General features: G+C 53.0%; 28 protein-coding genes. 20 read left to right on the top strand and 8 right to left on the bottom strand.

The window, feature by feature from the left end:
• The first annotated feature begins 70 nt into the window (after positions 1-70).
• From JRI95_04695 to JRI95_04705, 3 genes are read left to right on the top strand one after another with little or no spacing between them, the layout of a single operon-like run.
• The gene (locus JRI95_04695; protein ID MBW2060845.1) at positions 71-1,258 is read left to right on the top strand and encodes a CoA transferase; all 1,188 of its coding nucleotides are present in this window, start codon (positions 71-73) and stop codon (positions 1,256-1,258) included.
• 13 nt (positions 1,259-1,271) lie between these two features.
• The gene (locus JRI95_04700; GenBank protein ID MBW2060846.1) at positions 1,272-2,285 is read left to right on the top strand and encodes an aliphatic nitrilase; all 1,014 of its coding nucleotides are present in this window, start codon (positions 1,272-1,274) and stop codon (positions 2,283-2,285) included.
• A gap of 26 nt (positions 2,286-2,311) precedes the next feature.
• Positions 2,312-3,154: an MBL fold metallo-hydrolase gene (locus tag JRI95_04705; protein MBW2060847.1), complete on the top strand. Its 843-nt coding sequence runs from the start codon at positions 2,312-2,314 to the stop codon at positions 3,152-3,154.
• Here the strand turns inward: JRI95_04705 and JRI95_04710 are convergent.
• Together JRI95_04710 and JRI95_04715 are read right to left on the bottom strand one after the other, a co-directional pair.
• Complete coding sequence (locus JRI95_04710) at positions 3,151-4,407, bottom strand: CoA transferase (GenBank protein MBW2060848.1); 1,257 nt, start codon at positions 4,405-4,407, stop codon at positions 3,151-3,153. The two genes, JRI95_04705 and JRI95_04710, sit on opposite strands and share 4 nt — an antisense overlap.
• Positions 4,408-4,434: 27 nt before the next feature.
• Positions 4,435-5,637 (bottom strand): CoA transferase, encoded by a 1,203-nt coding sequence (locus JRI95_04715; protein MBW2060849.1) that lies wholly within the window; start codon positions 5,635-5,637, stop codon positions 4,435-4,437.
• Positions 5,638-5,912: 275 nt separating this feature from the next.
• On the opposite strand from JRI95_04715, the gene ffh reads away from it, so the two are divergent.
• The 13 genes from ffh to smpB all read left to right on the top strand — a co-directional run bounded on the left by ffh (position 5,913) and on the right by smpB (position 14,846).
• A complete protein-coding gene (gene ffh / locus JRI95_04720; GenBank protein ID MBW2060850.1) occupies positions 5,913-7,244 on the top strand; it encodes a signal recognition particle protein in 1,332 nt (443 codons plus the stop codon).
• A gap of 72 nt (positions 7,245-7,316) precedes the next feature.
• Positions 7,317-7,571 (top strand): 30S ribosomal protein S16, encoded by a 255-nt coding sequence (gene rpsP, locus JRI95_04725; GenBank protein ID MBW2060851.1) that lies wholly within the window; start codon positions 7,317-7,319, stop codon positions 7,569-7,571.
• 113 nt (positions 7,572-7,684) lie between these two features.
• Positions 7,685-7,915: a KH domain-containing protein gene (locus JRI95_04730; GenBank protein MBW2060852.1), complete on the top strand. Its 231-nt coding sequence runs from the start codon at positions 7,685-7,687 to the stop codon at positions 7,913-7,915.
• A gap of 5 nt (positions 7,916-7,920) precedes the next feature.
• Complete coding sequence (rimM, locus tag JRI95_04735) at positions 7,921-8,436, top strand: 16S rRNA processing protein RimM (protein MBW2060853.1); 516 nt, start codon at positions 7,921-7,923, stop codon at positions 8,434-8,436.
• Positions 8,437-8,470: 34 nt separating this feature from the next.
• On the top strand, positions 8,471-9,220 hold the full coding sequence (gene trmD / locus JRI95_04740; protein ID MBW2060854.1) for a tRNA (guanosine(37)-N1)-methyltransferase TrmD: 750 nt from the start codon (positions 8,471-8,473) through the stop codon (positions 9,218-9,220).
• 52 nt (positions 9,221-9,272) lie between these two features.
• A complete protein-coding gene (locus JRI95_04745) occupies positions 9,273-9,830 on the top strand; it encodes an RNA methyltransferase (GenBank protein ID MBW2060855.1) in 558 nt (185 codons plus the stop codon).
• 20 nt (positions 9,831-9,850) lie between these two features.
• Positions 9,851-10,204 carry a 50S ribosomal protein L19 gene (gene rplS, locus JRI95_04750; GenBank protein MBW2060856.1) on the top strand — a complete coding sequence of 118 codons (354 nt, stop codon included), beginning with the start codon at positions 9,851-9,853 and terminating at the stop codon, positions 10,202-10,204.
• Positions 10,205-10,270: 66 nt separating this feature from the next.
• Positions 10,271-10,870, top strand: coding sequence for a ribonuclease HII (locus JRI95_04755; protein MBW2060857.1), 600 nt, complete (start codon positions 10,271-10,273; stop codon positions 10,868-10,870).
• A complete protein-coding gene (locus JRI95_04760; GenBank protein MBW2060858.1) occupies positions 10,867-11,235 on the top strand; it encodes a YraN family protein in 369 nt (122 codons plus the stop codon). The genes JRI95_04755 and JRI95_04760 overlap by 4 nt, the downstream gene beginning before the upstream one ends.
• Before the next feature lie 24 nt (positions 11,236-11,259).
• On the top strand, positions 11,260-12,102 hold the full coding sequence (rsmI, locus tag JRI95_04765) for a 16S rRNA (cytidine(1402)-2'-O)-methyltransferase (GenBank protein MBW2060859.1): 843 nt from the start codon (positions 11,260-11,262) through the stop codon (positions 12,100-12,102).
• Positions 12,103-12,279: 177 nt separating this feature from the next.
• Complete coding sequence (locus JRI95_04770) at positions 12,280-12,567, top strand: HPr family phosphocarrier protein (protein MBW2060860.1); 288 nt, start codon at positions 12,280-12,282, stop codon at positions 12,565-12,567.
• Positions 12,567-14,360 (top strand): phosphoenolpyruvate--protein phosphotransferase, encoded by a 1,794-nt coding sequence (ptsP, locus tag JRI95_04775; GenBank protein ID MBW2060861.1) that lies wholly within the window; start codon positions 12,567-12,569, stop codon positions 14,358-14,360. The genes JRI95_04770 and ptsP overlap by 1 nt, the downstream gene beginning before the upstream one ends.
• 6 nt (positions 14,361-14,366) lie before the next feature.
• Positions 14,367-14,846, top strand: a complete 480-nt coding sequence (gene smpB / locus JRI95_04780; GenBank protein MBW2060862.1) for an SsrA-binding protein SmpB — start codon at positions 14,367-14,369, stop codon at positions 14,844-14,846.
• Positions 14,847-14,979: 133 nt separating this feature from the next.
• Here the strand turns inward: smpB and JRI95_04785 are convergent, their stop codons facing one another.
• Both JRI95_04785 and JRI95_04790 read right to left on the bottom strand, forming a co-directional pair.
• A complete protein-coding gene (locus JRI95_04785; protein ID MBW2060863.1) occupies positions 14,980-15,972 on the bottom strand; it encodes a methyltransferase domain-containing protein in 993 nt (330 codons plus the stop codon).
• Between the two features lie 3 nt (positions 15,973-15,975).
• The gene (locus JRI95_04790; GenBank protein ID MBW2060864.1) at positions 15,976-17,967 is read right to left on the bottom strand and encodes an FAD-dependent oxidoreductase; all 1,992 of its coding nucleotides are present in this window, start codon (positions 17,965-17,967) and stop codon (positions 15,976-15,978) included.
• A 386-nt stretch (positions 17,968-18,353) separates the two neighbouring features.
• On the opposite strand from JRI95_04790, the gene JRI95_04795 reads away from it, so the two are divergent.
• From JRI95_04795 to JRI95_04805, 3 genes are all read left to right on the top strand, one after another.
• On the top strand, positions 18,354-19,124 hold the full coding sequence (locus JRI95_04795; GenBank protein ID MBW2060865.1) for a formylglycine-generating enzyme family protein: 771 nt from the start codon (positions 18,354-18,356) through the stop codon (positions 19,122-19,124).
• A gap of 276 nt (positions 19,125-19,400) precedes the next feature.
• A complete protein-coding gene (locus JRI95_04800; GenBank protein MBW2060866.1) occupies positions 19,401-19,724 on the top strand; it encodes a winged helix-turn-helix transcriptional regulator in 324 nt (107 codons plus the stop codon).
• Positions 19,725-19,744: 20 nt separating this feature from the next.
• The gene (locus JRI95_04805; protein MBW2060867.1) at positions 19,745-20,896 is read left to right on the top strand and encodes an SO_0444 family Cu/Zn efflux transporter; all 1,152 of its coding nucleotides are present in this window, start codon (positions 19,745-19,747) and stop codon (positions 20,894-20,896) included.
• Positions 20,897-21,125: 229 nt separating this feature from the next.
• On the opposite strand, the gene JRI95_04810 is transcribed toward JRI95_04805, so the two are convergent.
• The 4 genes from JRI95_04810 to JRI95_04825 all read right to left on the bottom strand — a co-directional run bounded on the left by JRI95_04810 (position 21,126) and on the right by JRI95_04825 (position 23,678).
• Positions 21,126-21,347, bottom strand: a complete 222-nt coding sequence (locus JRI95_04810; protein ID MBW2060868.1) for a zinc ribbon domain-containing protein — start codon at positions 21,345-21,347, stop codon at positions 21,126-21,128.
• 162 nt (positions 21,348-21,509) lie between these two features.
• Positions 21,510-22,118, bottom strand: coding sequence for a TetR/AcrR family transcriptional regulator (locus tag JRI95_04815; protein ID MBW2060869.1), 609 nt, complete (start codon positions 22,116-22,118; stop codon positions 21,510-21,512).
• Between the two features lie 156 nt (positions 22,119-22,274).
• Positions 22,275-22,991: an MTAP family purine nucleoside phosphorylase gene (locus JRI95_04820; GenBank protein MBW2060870.1), complete on the bottom strand. Its 717-nt coding sequence runs from the start codon at positions 22,989-22,991 to the stop codon at positions 22,275-22,277.
• 48 nt (positions 22,992-23,039) lie between these two features.
• On the bottom strand, positions 23,040-23,678 hold the full coding sequence (locus JRI95_04825; GenBank protein MBW2060871.1) for a DUF3786 domain-containing protein: 639 nt from the start codon (positions 23,676-23,678) through the stop codon (positions 23,040-23,042).
• A 139-nt stretch (positions 23,679-23,817) separates the two neighbouring features.
• Here JRI95_04825 and JRI95_04830 point away from each other — a divergent pair, with 139 nt between their 5' ends.
• Positions 23,818-24,978 carry an NADH:flavin oxidoreductase gene (locus tag JRI95_04830; GenBank protein MBW2060872.1) on the top strand — a complete coding sequence of 387 codons (1,161 nt, stop codon included), beginning with the start codon at positions 23,818-23,820 and terminating at the stop codon, positions 24,976-24,978.
• Positions 24,979-25,301: the final 323 nt, after the last annotated feature.

The following is a 25,301-nucleotide window of genomic DNA, read 5'->3' on the forward strand; positions in this document are numbered from 1 at the left end:
CCGGGGGAACCCTGGGGGAGCTTTTTACTAGGAAGTTTTCCCCCAGGAATAACAACAGGGGGAATAGAGTATGGCTGGACCGCTGGAAGGAATCAGGGTCTTGAGTTTCGGCCGGGCCCTTTCCGGCCCATTTGCGAGCATGCTGCTGGCCGATCTTGGAGCAGAAGTGATAAAGATCGAGGCCACGAAATTTGGAGATTTCGCCCGGGGGAACGGTCCTTTTATCAAAGGAATCGGCTCCTACTTTCTTAGCATCAACCGGGGCAAAAAAAGCATAACCCTCAACCTTAAAGCCGCCCGGGCCAAAAAGATCGTCTTCAAGCTGGTCGAACAGATGGACATCGTTCTTGAAAACTTCCGGCCCGGGGTCATGGATTCTCTGGGCCTGGGTTATGAGGCCATGCGCAGTCACAACCCAAAGATCATCTACGCCTCGATTTCAGGGTTTGGACAGACCGGCCCATACGCTCAACGACCGGCCTATGACATGATCGCCCAGGGCATGGGCGGGGTGGTGAGCATTACTGGAAATCAGGACGAACCGCCCGTCAGGGTCGGTTATTCCATCGGAGACATGGGCGCTTCTTTATTTGCAGCGCTGGCAGTATGCGCCGCCCTTTATGAACGGGAAAGAAGCGGGGAAGGACAGCAGATTGACGTGGCCATGATGGACTCCCAGGTGGCCCTGTGCGAAAACGCCTGCGCCAGGTATTTCGCCTCTGGGGAAATTCCCAAACCCCTGGGATCGAGACACCCGCTTCTGACCCCATTTCAGATCTTTCCCACCAGGGACGGCCATATTATCCTCATCGCCTTCTCCGGCCCTGACTGGACTAATTTCTGCCACGCCGCAAGCAAGGAGGAATGGATCACAGATGAGAAGGTCAATACGATTGAAGCCAGGCTGAAGAACTATAACTTCTTTGAAAAAGAGATGAACGATCTCATGCGCACCCGGACGACCAAGGAGTGGCTCAAGGCCCTGGATGAACATTCGGTCATGTGCGGGCCGGTCAATAGCATCGAAGAGGTGGTCAATGACCCTCATGTTCAGGCCAGGGAGATGATTCAGGAGGTCACTCACTCACGGGCCGGAAAACTGAAGGTCGTCGGGACGCCCATGAAATTCTCCCGCACGCCCTGCCAGATTGAAAAGGCCAGCCCGGACCTGGGCGAGCACACAGAGGAAATAGCTTTAAGTCTCCTTGGGCTTTCAGAGGAAGAACTCGAGACACTGCGAAAGGAAGGGGTCATTTAGGGGAGGAGCAAAGATGAAGCTAAACGAAGCCGTCTTTCGGGTGGCAGCGATTCAGCTTTCACCGGTCCTCTTTGACCGGGACGCCACCACAGACAAGGTCGTCAAGATCATTGAAAGATGCAGCCAGGAGGATGTCCGCCTGGCTGTCTTTCCAGAGACCGTCATCCCAAACTATCCCTATTTCGCCATGATCAACCCCCCGATCATGATCGGGGAAGCCTTTGAAAAGCTGGGAGATAATGCCGTGGAGGTCCCGGGGCCGGTCACCGCAGCGGTGAGCGCCGCAGCCAGAAAATCGGGCACCGTGGTCGTCCTGGGCGTGAACGAAAGGGACGGCGGCAGCCTTTACAATACCCAGCTCATCTTTGACGCGGACGGCACCCTTGCCGGTAAAAGGCGCAAAATAATGCCTACATTTCATGAACGCATGATCTGGGGCTGGGGAGATGGCAGCGGTCTGACCGTCTATGAAACCGCGGTCGGCCGCATCGGCGCCTTAATCTGCTGGGAGCATTACATGCCTTTGGCTCGCTATGCCCTGATAGCCAAAGGGGAACAGATTCACTGCTCCCATTTCCCCGGTTCCATGGGTGGAGAATCCATGTCAAAGCAGATTGACGCCGCTATCCGCCATCACGCCAGGGAATCAGGCGCCTTTGTCGTCAATGCCACCTGCTGGCTAACCGAAAAGCAGCGCGCCGAAATCGCCCCTGACGAATCCTTCATAAAGTTTCTTGAGGGTGGAATCTGCACGGCAGTTGTTTCTCCAGACGGCCGTTACCTGGCCGGGCCGCTCCCTGACGGTGAAGATATGGCCGTGGCTGAAATAAATCTGAAGGACACGCTCCGGCACAAAAACCTGCTCGATACGGCAGGGCACTATGCCCGGCCCGACATCTTGAGACTAAAACTGGACAGCACTCCCAGAAAAATTATGGAAGAGATAGGCCCTGAGCTGAAGGAAGTACCAGATGAAAACTCTTTAGAATCCAAGGAAGAGCCTCCGACGCCTGAAAATAGTCAGTAATCCTCTTCTGAAAGGACAACTTCAGCATGGAAATCGTACCCGGACTTCACTGTTTACCTGTAACGATCGAGACCCTACCCCCTCATCGAGCCACCAACATGTATATCATGACACATGGAGACAGCGCCCTGGTCATAGACGCAGTCAGCCCTATCAATAGCGAACCTCTCGAGCGTCTTGCTAAAATGGGCGTCAAGTCCATCCAGGCGGCGGTGGTCACCCATGCCCACCAGGACCATTATAAGGGATTGGAGGCCTTTCTTGACAGATTCGGCGGGAAGATCGTCTGCCATCTTCGAGCACGCCAACGCCTGGAAAAGGCCTTTAAGCCTGAAGCCTTTGGCGACCAATTGAAGCACGGAAAGCTTTTGAAAATAGGCCAATTTAAAATACGCGTTCTCTACACGCCGGGGCATTCTCCAGACCATATCTGCCTCTTTCTGGAAGAGGCAAAGGCGCTTTTTACCGGCGACACCATCCTCGGCTGGGGCACCTCCATCATCTCGCCGCCTGAAGGTGATATGGTCGCATATATGAAGACGTTAGAAGACCTGATGAAGCTGGATATCAATATGATTTTCCCCGGCCATGGACCGCTCATCCAGGAAAAGGCCAAAGAACGGATCAAATGGTATCACGCACACCGGTTGATGAGGGAAAAGCTGATTCTGGAGGCCTTGGCTGAAGGGTTACTGAACAGCTATGAGATTGCGGAAAGAATTTATTCTGAAGAAGATTTCAAGATGCACGGCCGCGATCTTCTTCCCAGAGCGGCCCGTTCGGTCCTGGCTCATCTGGAGAAACTCGAAAAGGAAGGGCGGGTCTTTATTTCAAATGAAGGCGGTCAGACTAAATTCGGTCTGCTTTAATCAATGGGCCGGTCGCCGATGATGCCTTTTTTTTCAAGCTGAGCGATCTCATCTCTGGAAAGGCCGAGGAGTTCGCCGAGGACATACTCATTGTGCTCACCGAGGCAGGGCGCAGGCCTTCTCACCCGGGCCGGAGTCCGTGAGAGCTTGATAGGCAGGGCGCAGTACTTCCGCGGTCCGACCTCCGGGTGATCAATCTCCCAGAAAAAATCCCTCTCTAAAAGATGTTTGTCAGCAAGAAGCTCGGCGGCGTCAAGTACGGCCCCGGCAGGCACACCCGCCTCCTGGAGCATCTTCATAACCTCATAATGGGTATGCTGGCCGGTCCAGGCCTCAATTTTCTCGTCCACCGCATCCTGGTCTTCCCGCCGACTTATGGCACTGGCAAACCTCGCGTCCTTTATCCAGTCCGGGCTGCCCATGGCTTGGCCCAAGGCTGCCCATTCCTCATCCGACGAGACGGCGATGACGACCCATTTGTCATCACCTTTGCACCGGTAACAGCCATAAGGCGCCTCAGAGGGATGGCGATTACCCAGACGCGGCGGGACTTTGCCATTCAAGGCGCAGCCGAGCACGGCTTCACCAATGACGCAGGTGGCGGATTCAGCCTGAGAAAGATCAATATACTGCCCCTTGCCAGTGCGGCGCTGAAGGAACAAGGCCGTCAGGATGGCCCCGGTGGCATGCAGAGCCGCCACCGGGTCGGGATAGGCATTCCCCGACATATGGGCCCCCTCGCCGGGATACCCCATCAGGCTGGCCAGTCCCGAAGCTGGATCAAGGTTGGTGCCATAGGACACGTAATCCCGATACGGGCCGGTTGCGCCATACCCGGGCATGGAGCACATGATGACGGCAGGATTTATCTCTTTTAAGGCCGGATAGTCCAACCCGAAATTTGGCATCACCCTGGGGCTGTAATTCTCCAGGACCACATCGCTTATTTTGACCAGGCGCTTAAATATCTCAATCCCCTCAGGTGTATTCAGCTCCAAGGTCAGCCCCAGCTTGTTCCGACCGAGATCGTTGTTCAAGGACGTTCGGTTCCAGGGTCTTTCCCCTGGATCATCATCTGGAAATACAGCGAGTATTTTAGCCACTTCCGGTAATAGTGCGCTTGTATTAACAGTGACGCGGCCAGTGATCTGAATAACTTCGGCCCCCAGATCGGCCAGGATTCTCCCGGCCAGAGGCCCGGACCAGACCCGGGTCAAATCCAGCACTCGTACTCCTTCTAAGGCGCTTGTCATGAGTAACGACTCCTTAAAAACATCCGGCTAGACAACTCCGTTCTCTCTGAGTTCATTCAGACCCTGCCGACTCAAACCCAGCCGTCCCATATAAACCTCTTCATTATGCTCTCCGAGCAGAGGGGCGCGTTTATATTCGATTGGCGTCTCCGACATCTTGAAAGGCGGACCAGCATAAGGCTGCTTTCCGGCCTCGGGATGATCCAGTTTAACCCAGTAATCCCGTGCCTGATACTGCTTATCCTCGAGCAGGTCAGCGACATCATTGACATAAGCCGCTGGGACCCTCCACTCCTGGCAGAGCTCCACGATCTCCTTTCTGGACCTTTCCAGAAACCAGGGCTTGACCAGCTCATCAAACTCCTCGGCATGCGCCAAACGATGAAAACCGGTCTGAAACCTGGGGTCTTCCAGAAGATGAGGCATCTCCATGAGCAAAAGCAGCCTTTCCGCCTGATCATCTGCACTCGGGCAGATTGAGACATATCCGTCTTTACAAGGATAGATGGTAATGGGATGGGAATACATGTAACGATTACCGACCCTTTTCTGGACCCAACCAGAATAGACGTAGCGGTTTACGGTAAACTGGTGAATAGAGGCCATGCACTCCATGATGGAGACATCAATATGCTGGCCCTGGCCGCTGGCCTCCCTGGCAAAAAGCGCGGCCATGACACCGGTAAAGGCATGCAGTCCGCCCTGATAGGCCGGTTGCTCTCCTCCTCCTGCCAGAGGCTCCCGACCCGGATCTCCATTAATATACATGTAGCCGCTTAAGGCGTTGCCCACTAACCGGCCGCCTTTGTAATCCCGATAAGGGCCGGTCTGGCCAAAGTCCGTGATCGAGACCATGACCAGACCCCGATTGATTTTGTCAAGGGTCTCATACCCGAGCCCCAGGCTGGCCATAACCGAAGGTTTGAAATTCTCGACCAGCACGTCCACTTCCTTGACCAGGTCCTTGAGAATATCTACCCCGGCTTTGGTCTCCAGATCGAGTGTGATGCTCTTTTTATTGGTATTTAAATAAAGAAAAAAAGCGCTCCGTTCGAGGTGAGGGTTGTCATCTAAAAAGGGCCCGATGCTTCTGGCTTTATCGCCCGGCCCGGGCTTCTCGACTTTAATAACCTCAGCCCCCAGGGCCCCAAGCAGTTTGGCACAGTACGATCCTGAGATATACTGACTTAAATCCAAAACCTTGATCCCTTCCAGAGCCTGTATGGTCATTCCCTTTCGCCTCCGCCGGGGATGCTGACTGGCCTAAAACCGCCTTCCATTGTGTCTCAGAATCTGAAAGGCCGATCAGCTTATTTAATCAGTTTTAAAATAAAAAATTAAGGCAATCATAGTCTAAGACGCTTCTGATTGTCAATTTCAGAGACCGTTGCCCAGATGGTTTCTACAAATAATATATCCGGAGCGATTTTAATTGACAGGATAAATAGGGTTGATTAATATTAAACATTTCATACTTTTGCGTAATCTGGCAGGAGCAAAACTGGGTGTTTGATAATCTGACTGAAAAGTTAAATGAGACGTTTCGCAAGCTGAAAGGACATGGCAAGCTCACAGAGGACAACATAAAAGAGGGCTTACGCGAAATCCGTCTTGCCTTACTTGAGGCCGATGTTAACTATAAGGTCGTCAAGAATCTTATTGAGACCATCCGCGTTCGGGCTGTGGGCCAGGAGGTGATGCAAAGCCTGACCCCGGGTCAGCAGGTGGTCAAGATCGTCTATGAAGAGTTGACTTCGCTCATGGGCGGAGCCGGACAGGATCTGGATTTTTCCGGTCGGCCGCCCTGGACATTCCTGCTGGTCGGGCTGCAGGGTTCAGGTAAGACGACCACAGCAGGCAAATTGGCCCGGCTTCTTAAGACAAAAGGCCGTCAACCGCTTCTGGTTCCGGCTGATGTTCAGCGCCCGGCCGCCATCGAGCAATTGATGAAATTGGGTGAGCAGATTTCGGCGCCAGTCTTTCCGTCCACTGCGAACATGCAGCCAATCGAAATAGCGATTAAGGCGCGGGTCAGCGCGGGTGAGCGCGGCTGTGACACCCTGATCCTGGACACGGCTGGCCGGCTCCAGGTTGATGAGGCGTTGATGGAGGAGCTTAAGGCTGTTAAGACCAAGCTCGAACCGAATGAAATTTTATTGGTGGCTGATGCCATGACCGGACAGGAAGCGGTCAACGTCGCGAAAACCTTTCATAAATGGCTGGACCTGACCGGTGTCATCCTGACCAAGATGGAGGGTGATGCCCGAGGCGGAGCAGCGTTGTCAATAAAGGCTGTTCTTGATCGGCCGATTAAATTTATCGGTGTGGGCGAAAAGCTGGACGCCTTCGAACCTTTTTACCCGGACCGCGTGGCTTCACGAATCATGGACCAGGGCGACATGTTGACCCTGATAGAGAAAGCCCAGGAGACGATTGACCAGGAACAGGCCCAGGATCTGATACGAAAGCTCAGGAAGGATGAGTTTACACTCGAGGACTTTAAAAATCAGATCTCGCAAATCAAAAAACTCGGTTCCCTTGACCAGATACTCGGGATGATTCCTGGATTGGGTAAGTTAAAAAAACTAAAAGACATGCGGCCCGAGGAGGATAAAATAAAAAAAATTGAAGCCATCATCAACTCCATGACGCCTGAAGAGCGTCGAGATATCACTGTTCTGAACGCAAGCCGACGGCGACGGGTCGCTCGTGGAAGCGGCGCCAAGGTCTCGGATGTCAATGCCTTGATCAAGAATTTTCTCCAGACAAAAAAAATGATGAAAAAATTTTCTGAGGGAGAGTTCAAGTCATTCGGCCAGGGAATGCTCCCCATGTAGATAGTTGAGATTTAGACTGGTTTCTTAGAAAAAAAACTATATACTATAAATTAATTATGCAAAGGAAAAGATATGGCTGTACGGATTAGATTGACCCGGATGGGAGCGAACAAGAATCCCTTTTACAGAATCATTGTCGCGGACGCCAGTGCCAAACGCGATGGCAGATTCCTCGAAGTAATAGGGACTTACGATCCGCTTCAAGATCCGGCTAAAGTGGTCATTAAGGAGGACAGACTCAAAGATTGGCTCAGTAAGGGGGCCAAGCCCACAACCACGGTGGCTAGCCTGCTCAAACGCGAAGGGCTTGGATCCAAGTCTTATTAATCCTTTTCCAGAAACTTCGGCGTTTTAAGGTTTGTGGAGTTAAAAAAGTAGTCTGGCCCGGGTCTCAAACCAGGCCCCCAGGATGACGAGGCGGAGAATACGGAGGTGTACGCATGAAGGATTTAATCAAGTACATAGCGCAGTCGCTGGTGGACAATCCCGATCAGGTTGAGGTTTCCGAAATTATGGGGGAACAGACCTCGGTACTGGAATTGAGGGTGGCCAAAGAGGATTTGGGTAAAGTTATCGGTAAGCAGGGCCGGACGGCGCGTGCCATGCGGACAATCCTGTCGGCGGCGTCTACAAAGCTTAGAAAACGTTCGGTACTGGAGATCATAGAGTAAGATTGATGGTAGAAGACCTGGTGACCATGGGCCGGGTCACTCGGACTCACGGCGTCAGAGGTGAGATACGGGTCTTGCCATTCACCGAGTCTGTGAATTCTTTCAACCGGTATGACCGGCTATACTTCCGCACTTTGGATGAGGCCGAAGAGATTAAAATAGTCATAAGTGCCCGGCCTCACAAGAATTTTGTTCTTTTAAAACTCAAAGGCATCTGCACTCGCAAAGCAGCTGCCAAACTGGTCGGAGCGGATGTCCTCATCCCAAGGTCCTGGCTGCCTCCTCTTGGTCCTGATGAATATTACTGGACTGACTTGATTGGCCTGACCGTCATGGACGAAGAAGGCCGGATTCTTGGGCGAGTGGAACGACTGCTCTCCACCGAGGCTGATGATTTATTGATTCTGGAGCGCAACCATGAAGAATTTCTCCTGCCTTTCCGGGAGGAGATAATTCTTTCCATTGATCTTGAAGCTGGCTGTCTCCAGGCCGCGCCTCCACCCGGCCTGCTCGATCTGTAACCCCAGGCAGAATCCAAAATAGGTGTTGAAAAGCATGCATTTTGATGTGGTAACCCTCTTCCCCCACCTGTTTGAGTCATTCTTGAGGGAGAGCTTGATGGGCAAGGCCCTGGACAAAGGAATTTTTGAAGTCCGTTTAATTGACATCCGGGACTTCACCACCGACCGCCATCGAACCGCTGATGACCGGCCTTACGGCGGCGGGCCGGGGATGGTCCTCATGCCTGAACCCTTGGCCAAGGCCATCCATTTTGCCATGGAGACGAGGCCGGCTGGCGTCAAGAGGCGTGTCATCCTCCTCAACCCAGTCGGTTTTTCGTTCAAGCAAGGCAAGGCCAAGGAATATGCGGCTCTGGATCATCTGATCCTGGTCTGTGGACGTTATGAGGGAGTGGATGATCGCATCGCAAAGACCCTGATAGACGAGGAGATCTCTCTGGGTGATTTCATCCTCTCTGGCGGAGAGGTTCCGGCCATGGCTGTCATCGAGGCCGTTGTCAGGCTTCTGCCAGGCGTTGTGGGCACGGCTGAGTCGGTGGAGGACGAGACTTTCAGTCACGGACTCCTTGAATACCCCCAGTATACTCGCCCCAGGGTCTTTCAGGATTTAACCGTGCCTGAGGTGCTCCTTTCTGGAGACCATGAGGCCATCAGAAAGTGGCGACGCCAGGAGTCACTGAAACGAACCCTCAAACGCCGACCAGACATGCTCGCCCAGGCCGAGCTTACGGACTCGGATCGTGAGTATTTGGACCAGTTCACGTCTCAGGAGCCATCGCGATGAAGAGGCGTATTAATGACCGGGTTTGCGGCTTCCTCCGAGGTTGCGGCTAGCCTTGGTCAACGCTTATTTAGCCCTGATGCATTACCCGGTATACAATAAACGCCGGGAAATCATCGCCGCCGCCTTGACGACCATTGACATGCACGACCTGGCCCGTGTGGCTCGAACTTATGGCTTGAAAGGCTTTTTTCTGGTTACCCCTCTTGAGGATCAGATTCAGGTGGCTGAAGACATGCTCAAGCACTGGCGTCAGGAGTGGGGGGATGTTTATAATAGAACTAGGGTCGAGGCCTTGAGTCTGGTTTATCTGGCTCATGACTTGAATCAGGCCAAAGAGAGGGTTACCGAAGAAACAGGCAGTTATCCTCTGGTAGTGGCCACAGCCGCCGCTGAGGGTCCAGGCCGGATGCCTTTCTCTGAGATGGGTCCTTACCTTCAGGGAAGGCGTCCTCTTCTAATAATTTTCGGGACGGCCTGGGGTCTCGCAGACGAAGTTCTGGCCGCGTCTGATTTTGTTTTAGAACCCGTTAAAGGGCCAACGGATTATAATCACCTGTCCATCAGGACTGCAGCAGGGATCATTCTCGATCGGCTGTTTGGTGTAAGATAGCTCTCATAGAGGAGAAAAAAATGAATCCCATAGATATGATTGAACGCGAACAGATGAGAACAGACCTCGCTCCTTTTCAGGTGGGCGATACCGTAAAAATATACGTACGGATCAAGGAAGGAGAGAAGGAACGCATCCAGGTCTTCCAAGGTGTGGTCATTCGAAAACGTCAAGGCAAAACCAGTGCGACCTTCACCGTAAGGAAGGTCTCTTATGGTATCGGCGTGGAGCGGATTTTTCCAACGAACTCACCTTTGATCGAGAAGATCGAGGTCGTGTTTCAAGGCCGTGTGCGGCGTTCCAAACTCTATTATCTGCGTCAGCGGCGAGGGAAAGCGGCCCGGCTTAAAGAAAGGACCACACGCCAGGGTTAACCGGCATTGGCTGAATCTGTTGAAAAAACCCTCTGCCTTTTCGAAAATCTTTTTTTCGAAGAAGGCATGACCCCGGAAGAACGGATTAAGGAACAGGGATTTAGACTGATAGCCGGAGTGGATGAGGCCGGCCGCGGTCCCCTGGCCGGTCCGGTTGTTGCGGCGGCCGTTATTCTTGATGAACGCCGTGAGTACCCCGGGGTGGGTGATTCGAAAAAGATGACCAAAAATCAGCGGGAAAAGGCTTATGAGCTTATCCTGAAACGGGCCAAGGCCGTGACTTATGGCCTGGTTGATCAGGCGGAAATAGATCGGATCAACATTCTCTGGGCAGCCATAAAGGCCATGACCAAGGCGGTGACCGATTTGATTCCGGCGCCTGATTTCATCCTGGTTGATGGGACTGTCCCCCTGCCTCTGGATGTACCTCAGCGAGCCTTGCCTCACGGAGACAGTTTAAGCCTGTCTGTTGGAGCGGCTTCGGTTGTGGCCAAGGTTGTCCGTGACCGCCTCATGGTGAGTTACGATCGCGTCTATCCTGAATATGGGTTTGCCTCTCATAAAGGTTATGCCACGCGGGGCCATCTGGAGGCCCTGTCTAAATACGGACCTTGCCATATACATCGCTTGACGTTTGCCCATGTGAGGGCAGAGAAAGAGGCATGAGCAGTCATTTGGCCTTTGGTCAGCAAGGTGAGGAGCTGGCAGCCTCCTACTTGAAAAAAAGGGGGCTGTTCTTGATTGATCAGAATGTACATACGCCTTACGGAGAAATTGATCTGGTTTTCCTTGACGGTGATGTTGTTGTATTTACGGAAGTCAAGACCAGGTCCGCGTCATCGTTTGGCGGTCCCTGGGCGGCCGTTGGCCCGGAAAAGAGAAAAAGGCTCTCCCGAGCGGCCCTGGCCTTTCTGAACAAAAAGGGATGGCAGGATCGTGCCGCCCGTTTTGATATCGTGGGTATTGTTTTCGAAGATGCAAAACCCCGTTTCGATCACCTGGCTGACGCCTTTGATCTGGCGATGGATTGAGAGACGGAGTAGATCTTGTCTCGTATGGGTACTCTTTTTGTGGTGGCCACGCCATTAGGGAACCTGGAGGATTTGACTTATCGGGCCTCCCGTATCCTTAGCGAAGTTGATCTGGTTGCGGCTGAGGATACTCGCAGGACCCGAAAGCTCTTTACGCGGTATCAGATATCCACCCGGCTCATCAGTTACCGGGAGCAGAACCATGTTCGTGTCCTGCCTCGGCTGTTGAAGGTCTTGGCTGAAGACCAGGATGTGGCCCTGGTTTCGGATGCTGGAACCCCCGGCGTCTCGGACCCGGGAGCCTTTCTGGTCAGGGAAGCCGGCGAGCGGGGGGTCAGGGTTGTGCCTGTGCCCGGTCCTTCGGCCAGCGCCTGTGCCATTTCTGTTTCGGGGCTGCCCGGTTCCAGTTACGTCTTTGTGGGCTTTTTGCCAGCTAAAAAAAAGGCCCGTCTTGAAGCCCTCAAGGGGTTAAAGAGGGAGAGGCGAACCTTGATCTTTTACGAGGCGCCCCACCGGCTCAAGAAGAGTCTACAGGATGCCGCGGCCGTTCTCGGTCCCAGGCAGGCCGTTCTGGGCCGGGAGATGACCAAGATGCATGAAGAATTTATACGGGGGACACTCAATGAAATCGCCAGAGAGATTGAGCATCGGCCAGAGGCGATTCGCGGGGAGTTTACCCTGGTCCTAGCCGGTTCCTCAAAATCTGAATTCAAGGGGTTGACGAAAGAAGAGCTGGCCGAGATAATTCGAAAAGACGACCGGCCGGTGCGGGAGATAGTCGCGGATTTGGTTGAAATTGCCAGTATGAGTCGCAGTGAGCTGTACCGCCTGGCCCTGGATGTGACCGGGCGTAAGGCGGCCAGTTGATGGATCGGATTATTCGTCAGGCGGCCTGCCCGGCGATTTGCCTGTTTTCCTGACTGAAGCGGCGTAGATCGAGGGTGGAAATCAGAGTTACGGTCATCCTGCCAGGCGACCGTTCTGGTTTTATTTCCTGAAGATGAGGATAATTCATTCATCAAACGAGTGGGAGTTGTTCATAGCATGTCTGTAAAGCCAGGTGAATTTGAGGCGAGCAAAGAATTGACCATCAACAACAGGCTGGGTCTCCATGCCCGGGCAGCGGCCCGGCTGGTTGAGACGGCCGAACAGTTTAACGCGGAGATTTATCTAGAGAAGGACGGTCAAACTGTTGATGCCAAGAGTGTCATTTCCCTTCTGACCCTGGAGTGCCCTCCGGGTTCCGAGGTCCTGATCAGGGCACGCGGGCAAGACAGCCAATCGGCTCTAGAAGCAATCACTGAACTTATTGAAAACGATTTCGGCGAATAATGAAGATCCCTGAGTTTATAAATAAAAATTCCATCATGACCGGTGTGGCGGCCTCCCCTGGTATCGTCATTGGCCAGGCCTATCTCGTTGACCGGAGTAAGGTGGAGATTTTTTATCAATACCTGATTGATGAATCCTTTATCAAGGAAGAGGTAGAAAGATTTAAGCGGGCTGTTCAGGAGGCTCAGAGCCAGTGCGAAGAAATCAAAAATGACATGCCCGCGAACCTGGGTGAGCATACCTATATCCTGGACACTCACCTTCTCATCCTGAAGGACAGCATGATTTACCAGGCCACGATTGACCTGATCAAACATGAGAAGATCAATGCTGAATGGGCCTTGAAAAAGGCAGTCGATCGCGCCCGGGAGATGTTTGAACAGATTAAGGATGAGTACATCCGCAGCCGGATCAAAGATGTCGAGTATGTCTCCGAACGAATCATGCGCAACCTGGTCGGTCAGGTGCCTGAGAACCTGGCCGAAATCAAGGATCGAGTCATCATCGTCGCCCATGACCTCTCTCCGGCCGATACCACCCAGATACGCCTCGACATGGTCATGGGCTTTATTATTAACATGGGCGGTAAGACCTCCCACACGACCATTATAGCTCAGGCCCTTGAAATCCCGGCGGTGGTTGGTCTGGAAAGCTGTACCCGGCGCATCAAGACCGGTGATCTGATCGTGGTTGACGGGAACGCCGGCCATGTCGTTATCAACCCGGATGAAAAGACCCTGAGATTCTACCGCGGGCGTCAGCAGAGTTATGAAAGCTACCAGGCCGAGATCGTTCGCTGCGCTTATCTGCCCGCCGAAACCCTGGACGGTCATCGGCTGGTAGTCAAGGCCAACATCGAGATGTTTGAGGAGGTAGCGGCTGTGGCGGATCACGGTGGAGACGGGATCGGGCTCTACCGGACTGAGTTTCATTACCTGTCCCGTCGGCAGCTGCCGAGTGAGGAAGAGCTTTTCAGGGACTACCGTGATGTAGCTCAGATCATTGCCCCGCAGCCTTTGACCATCCGCACGGTGGACCTGGGCGGTGACAGGTTCGCCTCAACCTTGGACTGGGCTGATGAGATGAACCCTGCCCTTGGCTTGAGGGCCATTCGTTTCTCTCTCAAGGAAAAGAGTATCTTTAAAGACCAGCTTCGCGCAATCCTCAGGTCCTCAACCTATGGCAATGTCAAGGTCATGTTCCCCATGATTTCAGGCCTCGGAGAGCTGCTCGAAGCCAAAGAGGTCCTGGAAGAGGTTCGGCAGACCCTGAGCCGGGAGGAGATTGAATACAATCCGAATATGGAAGTGGGGATCATGATTGAAGTCCCGTCAGCGGTTGTCCTGGCCGATGTCCTGGCCGGGGAAGTGGACTTCTTTTCCATTGGCACGAATGATTTGATTCAATATTCCCTGGCCATTGATCGAGTCAATGAGCGGGTGGCTCACATGTACGAACCACTTCACCCGGCGGTTCTGCGCATGGTCAAGACCGTCGTCGAAGCGGGCCATGCAGCCGGAATCACGGTCTCCATGTGCGGCGAGATGGCCGGCGATCCGATCTGCGCTCCGATCCTCCTCGCTCTGGGACTGGACGAACTCTCCATGCCCAATACAGCCGTGCCTCGCATCAAGCGGCTCATTCGCATGACCTCCATGAATGAATGTCAGGAGTACCTGGATACAATTCTCAAGTGCCGCACCGTGAACGAGGTGAATAGATTTGTGGAGGAAGTGATTATCAAGCGTTTCGCCATTCACCCCGATGTGGTAGCCCGAGGCATCAGGGAGTGATCTGATATGGCAAAAATCAAGGGGAGCGGTCATAAAATCATCTGCCGCAATAAACGCGCTCGCTTTGACTATAAGATCAATGAGGTTTATGAAGCGGGTATGGTTTTGACCGGCACCGAGGTCAAAAGCCTTCGGCAGGGTCGGGCCAACCTGACCGACAGCTATGCCCGCGTGATTGACGGTGAAGTATGGATGTTCAATTCCCATATCAGCCCTTATCCATTCGCCCATCACGAAAATCACGACCCGGAGCGCCGCCGCAAACTCCTCCTTCATAAACGGGAAATCAAAAAACTTTACGGCCGCACCCAGGAAAAAGGCATGACCCTGATTCCGCTGTCCATTTATTTCAAGGATGGAAAGGCCAAGGTTGATCTGGGTCTGGCCGTAGGGAAACAGGTCTATGACAAACGGCAGGTCATCAAGAAACGTATGGCCGACAGGGAGATGGCCCGTGCCTTACGCCAGGGGCGGGAAGAGGTTTGAGGCTCCCGGTTGTGTGTCGCCTGTTTAAATAAAGGCAGTGTCTTTTTTTCTCGTTCCCAAGCTCCAGCTTGAGAATACAATCAATAATCCTCAGCAGTTGTAAGTCAGGGTACGAAGCTCCCGGAGTTTTACGTTAAGGTTTGAAAGCCTCGACCAGGGAGAACATGCCTTCGGCCTGGAGCTGCTTCACCCGGACGAATCCAGCCTCGGTCAACCTGGCCTCAATCTCGTCAAAGGTCCAGGTACCGCCTCCGCGCGTGTTCACCAGCATGTTGACCGCAAAGAGCGCTCCGTCAACGGGCTGGGTCCGATCGGCGCTCATGACATGATCCCGGATCACGATGCGGCCTTCGGGGTCCAGAGATCGAAAGACCTTGTGAAAGAGGTCCTGGTTCTGGTCAAGGCTGTTCTGATGAATGATGGCTGAGACAAGGGCCAGGTCATGCCCGGAAGGTAGCTCGTCTTCATAAAAGTTCCCGGGAACCAGCGTAACTCTGTCCAGCATCCCGGCCTGCTCCACACGCTCGCGAGCCATCTCGATGACCGGCGGCAGATCGAACAGGGTGGCTTTCATGTTAGGAACGGCCTGGAGGAAGGCCAGAGTGTATATCCCAGAGCCGCCGCCCACGTCAATCAGGGCCTTGGCCTGTCCGGGGTCAATCCCGGCCACGACCTTTGGGGCGCTGCGCAATCCAATCAGATGCATGGACCCGATGAAGGCCTTCAGCCCTTCCATATCCCTTCCAGGTCTGCCTTTTTTCTGGTCAGGGTCCGCATCGCGCACGATGTCGGTCAGCCGGGACCATGTTTGCCAGAGCTGTGCCCCGTGCAGGACCATGGGCAGAACTGAATTCGGTTCAACGGACGAAAGAAGAGGCGCGGCCGAAGGTTCGGTCTGGTAACGCCCATCCTTCTTGATCAGGAAGCCGAGGGCCGTCAGGGCGTCAAGAAAGACGGTTACGGCCCGTAAATTGCCATTTACTTTTTCTGCGATTTCTTCGGCGGACAGCGGGGCAGGGGCAAGCAGAGTAAAGATGTCCAACTCGGCTCCGGAGAGAAGCAATCGGGCCGACTGGACGCCCCAGGTTATACCTAAAATGGACTCAGGAGTGTGTTTCGGTTTCATCGGTTATACCTCCAAAGCAGCAATAAAGGCCTCGTGTACGGCCTCGTAGGCCTTGGCCGGCTGGCTGGCGTCGCCTAGCAGAAGGACCCGGGGGTGTTTGTCTTTCACGGCCCGGTAGAGATCATCCACCGGGTCGGTACCCAGGGCCAGGACAACGGTGTCCGTTGGAATGGTCACTACTTCCTTATTTTTTTCCATTAGAACTCCTGTTGCGGTGATTTCGAGAGCCTTGGCGCCTGTCCTGACCTTGATTCCGGCCCGTTTGAGGTTCTGGCGCACGATCCAGTTCATGGACCGGCCGATATCGTTTCCGATACGATTTTGCATCTCCAGCAGGGTAATGTCCTTTAATCCCTGGGTGGTCAGCCGATTCAGGACTTCTGTGGTTTCAGCCTGATTTACGAAAAGAAAATAAAGTTCATCCGGGGTCAGGGTCCCGATGCGGCCGAGGTGAAGGGCCGCCTCACAGCCCACGGCCCCGCCGCCGATGACGACCGCCTTTTCTCCGACCTCGGCCCGGCCAGCCAGAACATCCCAGGCCTGAACCACATGCGGCCGGTCAGCGCCGGGCAATGTGGCAGACTTGGGCCTCCCGCCGGTGGCGATGACGACCATGTCAGGATTTTCCTCAGCGATCAGTTCAGGGTCAACGGCCTTCCCTAAAATGATTTTAACCCTAGCGGCCTCGGCCTGAGCCGATAAAGAAGTAATGAGGCTTAAAAACTCCTGCCGTTCCCTCAGTGCGGCGGCCAGGTGGATCTGACCTCCCAGACGGTCGGCTTGCTCGTAAAGAGTTACCCGGTGTCCCTGCTCAGCAGCGGTCCGGGCAAAGGTCAGGCCAGCCGGACCGCCTCCGGCTACCAAAATATCCTTTTTTTCCTCAGACGGTTTGATTTGAAACCTTTCCTCCTCCCCGGCCCGGGGGTTGACCAGGCATCGAATCGGCTGACCTGTAAAAACAGAATCGAAACAGCCCTGGTTGCACCCGATGCACAGGCTGATCTGATCCGCCTTTCCGGCCTGGGCCTTATTAACCCATTTTGGATCGGCGATCATCCCTCTGGCGACACCGACCAGGTCGGCCCGCCCCTGCCTCAGGATTCTTTCAGCCACGTCCGGATGGTTGATGCGGTTGCAGGCCATGACCGGCAGGCTCACCTTTTTTATTATGCCTTGGGCCAGGTAGGCGAATCCGCCTCGCGGCAGGTCCATAGGAAGCTGAGGGACCCTGGTTTCATGCCAGCCGCCGGTGACATTGAAACAATCAATCCCGGTTGCTTCCAGGGTTGCGGCAAATTGAGCCGCCTCGGCATTGGTGTTGGAACCTGGCATGAAGTCGTTTCCGGCCAGGCGGAAGATCACGGCCATGTCTGGCCCGGCAGCCTCGATGACAGAATCGGCCACCTCAAGGCCGAACCGCATCCGGTTTTCCAGGGATCCACCATACTCGTCCTGACGAAGGTTGGTGATTGGTGAGAGAAATTGAGGGATGAGGTAGCCGGCTGCGCCTAATATTTCAACCGCGTCCATCCCGGCCTCTCTGGCCCGGCCTGTAGCGTCGGCATAACGCTGGATGACGTTTTTGATATCCTCCTGGGTCATCTCCCTGGGTATCTCGCGCGTAAAGGTGGAACGGACAGGCGAAGGAGAGATTGACTGCTGACCGATGAGCGCGGAATGAGCGTATCGGCCGGCATGGTAAAGCTGAGCCGCAATCAGGGCCCCCTGATCATGAACCCTCTCTGCCAGGCGGGCCAGGCCCGGGATGAACTCGTCCTGGTTGATGCCAATCATAAATCGGCCGCCGCTGACCTCATCCACGGCACAACCGCCCGCGATTATCAGACTCACCCCACCAGCAGCCCGTTCGGCATAGAAATGAATCAGCCGATCGGTGACATACGCCTCTGGGGTGTAATTCAGATGCATGGCCGGCATGACCACTCGATTTTTTAGCCTGAGCGGTCCAATCTGGATCGGAGTGAACAGTTTCATAACAAGTATCCTTAATTTTTTTAATTTTTAATTTACCGTGGTCAGGAGGTTCAGGTCAATCATCTTTTAATATAAAAAACCTGGAGCTTCAAGTCATGAGTTACACCAAAGGCCTTAAAAAACTTAGCCGCATTTCTCACGCTTGCAGTTCCGTCATCTCAGTTCGAACTTGGCTGCTTTTTTTTCATCGCCTCTTTCATCTTGGGCCGGCTTCAAATAAGCATGTGAAATTAAATTGAAAAAAATCCCAATTCATGGTATGGTAAAAACACTGCTTATTATTACCCGAGGCCCTATTTTCTTAGTTCATGAAAGCTAATTTACTGTTCTGTGAAAGTGACCCGTTGATTTCTGTTTTTATCTCATCTTTATTGGAGTAATTCCAGATGAATCATTCTGACCGGGTGAGAAAGCAATCATTTGTCATGGTTAAGATTCCAGCCGGAAATTTCACCATGGGCAGTAGAGTCGGCCACGGTGAGGATGATGAGTTTCCGGAGCGCCAGGTCTGGGTTGATGAATTCCTGATGGCCCGTTTTCCGGTCACTGCCGCTGAATGGGCTCTTTTCCTGAACAAGGTCGGCAATCCCGATTTATCCTATTTTGAGCCGTCTGAAGAGACGACAGTTACCCTGATTGACGGAATTTACTACCCCCGGCGTAAATGCGCCCGGCATCCGGCCAACGGAATAAGCTGGCAGGGTGCGGCGGCCTTTTGTGAATGGCTCTCAGAAGAGACAGGCAAAGAATTCCGGCTTCCGTTTGAGGCCGAGTGGGAAAAGGCTGCCCGGGGGGCCATGGAACACATGCGTTATCCGTGGGGTAACAACCCTCCCAATGGGCTGGCCCAGTTTCACCAACAATGGGTTGACCCCCGCCATACCCTCAGCCCGGTTGACTCCTACCCCCCTAATCCCTTTGGCTTACATGACATGGTCGGCAACGTCTGGGAATGGTGTAGCGACTGGTATGAACCTGACTACTATCAGGCCTCGCCAGCCCAGAATCCAGAGGGACCGGAAACCGGACAGATGAAAGTCATGCGGGGTGGATCATGGCGCTGTTTGGATGTCCAGGTGCGGTGCGCCATCAGGCTGGGCGAATGGCCTGACTCCAGCAGCTCCGGGGCTGGATTCCGGCTTGCCCGCTGGCCCTGAGCAAACGTCTTTGTAAATAAAATGACATCAATAACTTGAGCGAAGCGGTTTAAAAACAGAGAACCAGCGCTAAAACACTGGGCTATTGTCACATAATCCTCAAGGCAGTTAGGCCCTGATAACCACTAATTTTAAGGAAAGTTCAGTGAAAGCATCTCTTGACATGGGAGTTTTTCTGCCATATATTTGAATAAGTGTTCAAATATTCAGTAATGGGGAGAAAAATTGACCAGAAAAAAAGCCGCCCTCATCGAAACAGACGGCTGCCAGGTCCGCATGGTTCACCTGGACCGGGTTACCCAGGCCCGGGATGAAGTTATCCCGGAAAGAGAGGTCAACCGGCTGGCCCAGACCTTCAAGGTCCTGGGCGACCCGACGCGGCTCAAAATCACCCTGGCTCTTCAGGGCGGGGATATGTGTGTCTGTGACCTGGCGGCGTTCTTGAGAACAAGCGAGTCGGCTGTGTCTCACCAGCTCAGACACCTCAAGAATTTGAACTTGGTTAAAAACCGACGTGACGGTCAGGTCCTTTACTACTCTCTGGATGATGATCATGTGGCCGATTTGTTCAAGATTGGCCTGAGCCATGTTCGTGAATAGGGATTAGAAAGGCCGGCATCATGGAATTTTTATTCGATATACTGGCCGCAACCTGGCATCTTTTTCAGGAGGCCTCGATTTATGTCCTGTTCGGTATCCTGGTGGGCGGCCTGCTTAAGGTTTTTCTGAGTCCGTCCGCTGTTTCCCTGCATCTGGGCCAAGGCCGCTTCTCTTCCGTATTCAAGGCTGCCTTTCTTGGAGTTCCCATTCCTCTTTGTTCGTGCGGCGTTTTACCAGCCGCAGCTTCACTCAAAAGGCAGGGGGCCAATAACGGCGCCGTTACGGCCTTTCTCATTTCCACGCCTGAGTCAGGAGTGGACTCCATCGCCATCACTTATGCCCTGCTCGATCCATTAATGACCGTGGTGCGGCCTGTGGCCGCTTTTTGCACGGCTGCCATAGCTGGCCTGGCGGAAAACCTTTTTGGTTTGGAAAGGGCGACCGGTCAGGTTGTTTCTGATCTTTCCTGCCCTGTTGACAACTGCTGCGACGGGCTCGATTGTCCGCCTGAGGTTCATAAACGGCATCATACCTTTTTGCAGAGAATTCGGGCCGGGCTGGGATTCGCTTTTAGAGAGTTGTGGAGCGACATGGTCGGCTGGTTTCTGGCCGGGATGATTCTAGCCGGATTCATCACCGTCCTTGTTCCGCCGGAAATTATGACACGTTTTCTCGGCGGCGGCATCCTTTCCATGCTGCTTATGCTGGCCGCGGGTATCCCTCTCTATATCTGCGCCACGGCTTCCACGCCCATCGCCGCCGCGCTCATTTTGAAGGGCGTCAGTCCAGGCGCAGCCCTGGTTTTTCTCCTGGCCGGGCCGGCGACGAACGTTACCTCGCTAACCGTGCTTTTGGGAATTCTCGGGAAAAGGGCCACCGCCATCTATCTGGCCACCTTAGCCGTGGCCGCCGTGGTCTTCGGGCTGGCCCTGGACAGCCTCTATAACTACCTGAATCTTTCCCCGCACGCCCTTTTCGGTCAGGCAACGGAAATAATTCCCGGGTGGATAAAGTTAGGCGGGGTCTTTATTTTGTTGGTCCTGTCGGTCAAACCGGTTTATTTGAAGATACAGTCAAGGCTTGGCCAGGGGCACGAACTCTCCTGTTCTTTGGAGTCTTGTTCGGTTGCCGATTCCCCTGTTGAATGTTCCCCCCATGGGAGTCATGATTGAAGCGCTTCCGCCGGGCCGGTGCGGCCCTGAAGATTGGGGTTGAAGAATTCCACCAGTTCAGCCGGATAATACCTTTTTTGGTAACAGAGGTCTTAAAAATTTAAAGGCCTTAGCCTATCAAGAGGCTAAGGCCTAAAAAAAGCTGGAGGTGATTCGAAAGGCAGCTTTTTTTGAAAAAACCTAAAAAAATATCTTCTAGCCGGTGGCGCCGCCACCGGATTTATGTAGCTCAGGAAAACCCGCCGGAACCGCAGCTTCCTCCAGCGCTGGACGAGACGCCAGACAGGCTGCTAGATAGGTCATTATTCGAATTTACTGCGGCCGGTGAGGACATGAGTTTTTTTATCGTGCTGGATTGGCATTCGGGGCAGGTGATCGCTTCTTCTGAGCCGAAGACGATTTCCTCAAAAATGTGTCCGCACGCGCCGCATTCATATTCAAAAATAGGCATGGGTGGCGTACTCCTTCCCATTCATTCACTTTCTTTAAATATATAGACAACCTTAAGAATGTCAATACCTTTATTCCCAGGCAGTGGGATGAGGCGTTTCCTGCCCTGGCCTGGAAATCTTTGACCTGGCAGCGTTCAGGTTAAAGATCAGGCATAATCTATTTATGAAGTAATAGTCTCGATGATAAATTTATATTGCAAATCCAGGTATTCCTTGAGGTCGAAGCGCTTTTTTAAATGCCATCTTTTCAGGGCCCAGGCATGCCCCAGGATTACGATGTTATAAGCTATTTGGTGCGCATCATGATGCTTGAAAACCCCTCGGCCGATCCCTTCCTCCAGAATATCCTGAAAAATTTTCACATGGGCCAGCTCCGCATCCATGATCCTGGCCTGGCCTTGCTTATCCAGGCTCCTGGACTCCCGGTACAGCAAGAGAACCTGGGACGCCTTTTCGGCCGCGATGGAGTAAAACAGGTCCATGGCCCGGATCAACTTTTTTTTCGGGTCATCCAGGCGCTCAATGGCAGGCAGAATCCTCTCCTGAAACTGGCTGGTAAAATCCTCCATGATAAGGAGCATTATCTCGGACTTGCGCCGAACATATTTATATGCATCCGGGACGCTCACTCCAGCCAGTTCGGCTATTTCACCAACCGATGTCTGGTAAAGCCCTTTTTCTTCAAAAAGCAGGCTTGCGGCATCTATAATCTTCTTTTTTAATCGTGCGTATTCTGACTCTTCTTTTGTCTGATTGGACCCTGCGGACACTATCTTATCCTCCAGTAAGCCAGCCGGAGATACGGAAAGCCGGGCTTGAACCACTATTAGAGTTATGCCGAGTCGGCTATATTTGTCAACTCCTTTCCTGGGCCTAAAAGTGAATAAAAATTTTTTATGATTCTGAGGCTTATAACAACGAGGGTATCATTTCAGTGGTTTAAGATCCAAATAAGCCTGAACGATTTTATATATTTTTTCGGCATTGGCCGCGGCCTTAGCCCCGATTTCCCCTTCTTTTAGAGGGGTGGGAGAAAGGCCGTGGGCATAGTTATCCACCGAGCAAATTGAGGCATACTCGAGTCCCAGCTCCTGGGCAACCATAGCCTCACTGGCCATGGTCATGCCCACGATGTCCGCATAATCGGCTAATAGCTTGATTTCCGCCTGGGTTTCCAATCTAGGCCCGGGGGTCTGCCAGTAGACTCCCCTGTCCACCAGCTCAACCCCTGTCGCCTCGGCTGCGGCCTTTATTCGTGAGCGTACTTCCTGACTCAAGGTAGGAATGATATGTTTGGACTTATCCTGAACCGCGGTTGCGACTCCCGAGAAACAGATGTAATCGTGAGGCAGAACCACCGTGCCTGGAGAGAGGGAAATTTTAAGACTCCCCGTGGAGTTGATTCCAATGACCTCAGTCACCTCCAGCTTTTTCAAGGCAGAAAAATTGGCCGGATGATTTATTTTGTGAGGGAGGATGTATAGATCATCCCCCATCCCGTGACGCGGTACATAAACCAGTCGGTCGGTCAATACTACCATGGCCGGGCCGAAACTGGTTTCGATTTTTTCCTTTTCAGCTTCCTTGAAAAAGTCCTGGTGGTGAAAGACGGTGCCTCCAACCAAACCGATGCGATCAGCCATGTTGTTTTCTCCGGAAGTTAGCTTCTAGTTCAATCTTCTATTAGTCCTTTAGAAAGCTCCTGAATTAGTTTTTTTTGAGGCCGCGGTTAATTGATCGGCCAGAATCATGCCAAGGACGGCCAAGCATTCCATGTCCAGGAATTGAGGAGAGGAGGTGTCAAACAGGATCCTGGCTGAAGAAGGAAATTCCTCGTCAGCATTGTAAAAGATCAGGGCCAGGGGAATACGAGGCAGAGCCGGGAAGCGAGCGCTGAAATCACCCCCTAGATCCGCATCCAGCGCCTCTCCCCCAACTGCTTCTGCTGCTGATTTAAGCTCAGATATCCGGCCTGAAAAACGGCGTGCGATCCTGTGTTCCGAGGTCTGGCTGAAGGCGTTGTGAAAAAAGGCGCCGTCCTTGAAATCTCGATATGAGCACCACTGCCCTGTCAGATCGCCTTGGCCGACCTGGAGCAAGTAGTAAGCCACGACGATACGGACCGTAAAGTCAAGGGGATTGTCATCAGCCGCCCTGACACCCTGAGGTCCGATGAAGCAGGTGCGGCCAAGAACTTCTAAGGCAACTTCCTTTTCGGCCTCCCGGACACCCAGGTGAACCCTGGCATGTTCATAATCGGCCCGGGCCAGTTTCGTAACCAGGGCTTCATAAACTTCTTCATAATTTGTCGGTTTATCTGAACGAAACATTCTCGAACTGTTAACATATTTTTCGCCTCGACGGAAGTCCTTTCATATTGTTAAACTCTTGCCACTGCTTGCAGTCCATTTGCAGGTATGCTAAAAGACGATTTTAAACTCACATTATTAAAGAGTCAGGGGGAGTGACATGGCCGCTCGGCAGGATTCAATCGCATTTAAACCAGGTAATATTGGTCATCTGGCGCTTAAGAATCGGCTGGTACGTTCAGCGACTTATGAGGCGGCAGCCACGGAAAAAGGAGAGGTCACGGACCTTCAGGTGGACCTCTACCGCAACCTGGCTCAAGGCGGCGTGGGCCTGATCATTACCGGACATGCGGCGGTTCACCCCAAAGGTGTTACCGGTCACAACATGACACAGATTCATGATGATTCATTCATTTCCGGGGTTAGAAGGATTGCCCGGGAGGTCCATGATCAGGGTGTTGACTGTAAGGTGCTCCTGCAGCTCAGCCACCCTGGCAGGCAGCAGCCGCGCAGCGGGCTAGAACCGGTTGCGCCTTCGCCGGTCTTTGACGCCCTTTTCCAGCGAACGCCCCGGGCCTTGACTGTGGAAGAGATTGACGAAATCATCGAATGCTTTGCCCAAGGGGTCCGGCGGGCTCAGGAAGCTGGATTCGACGGAGTCCAGGTCCACGCCGCTCACGGCTGGCTCTTGAGTTCCTTCCTCTCACCGCGCACCAACCAGAGGGAGGATCAATACGGCGGTTCGATCGAGAACAGGACCCGCATTCTCAAGGAGATTTATGAACGCGCCCGGAAGAAGGTGGATAAAAATTTTCCTATCCTGATCAAGATGAACACTCAGGATTTTCTCCCCGGCGGGGTGGATATTGATGAAGCTGCAAAGATCGCAGAGGCGCTTGCTGAAATCGGATTTTCAGCCCTTGAGACGAGCGGCGGCATGTGGGAGGCGATCACCCGCAGCGAGGAGGAGCTTGGGTGGAAGCCTGTTCCTATCCCTGAGTCTCGGGTAGGTATCAAGACAAAAGATCAGGAAGCCTATTTCCTGGCCGGGGCAATGGAAATCAAGAAAAAGGTGGATGTTCCGATTATCCTCGTCGGCGGGATAAAATCGCTTGATAAGATCGAGGAGATACTTGCGCAGGGGTATGCCGACTTCTGCGCTATGGCCAGGCCTTTGATCAGGCAGCCCGATTTACCCAAGCTCTGGCTTACAGGCCAAGGGCCGGAGACGGCTGAATGCAAGTCATGCAATTCCTGCCTCCCCACGGATGAAGGCCCGACAAGATGCAGGGTTTTGAAAGCGGAATCAGGAGAGCCCTAGGTCGCGGTGTAAAACTCAATAATACACAGGTTTAAAGTAATTTCTAAAAAAAATGTTCCGATATGGACTCCCGCTTCTGCGGGAATGACAGTGTAATTTATTGTTATTCCTGCGTAAGCAGGAAGCCACGTGCTGAAATCAAGACGCCAAAAAGAAAATAATTATAACAATCGCTATAGTAACCAAAATCCCACATAACAATGCTTTAATGTCAATAGCAAATTAAAATGTCCGGTGTTCATAGCACATTAAATGTCCGGTTGCTTTTTTTTGGTTTCTGTTTATCATTCAATTGCACCATGTGAGGATAGGGCCACGCTGGG

Source organism: Deltaproteobacteria bacterium (assembly GCA_019308995.1).
Classification (GTDB): Bacteria; Desulfobacterota; Desulfarculia; order Adiutricales; family JAFDHD01; genus JAFDHD01.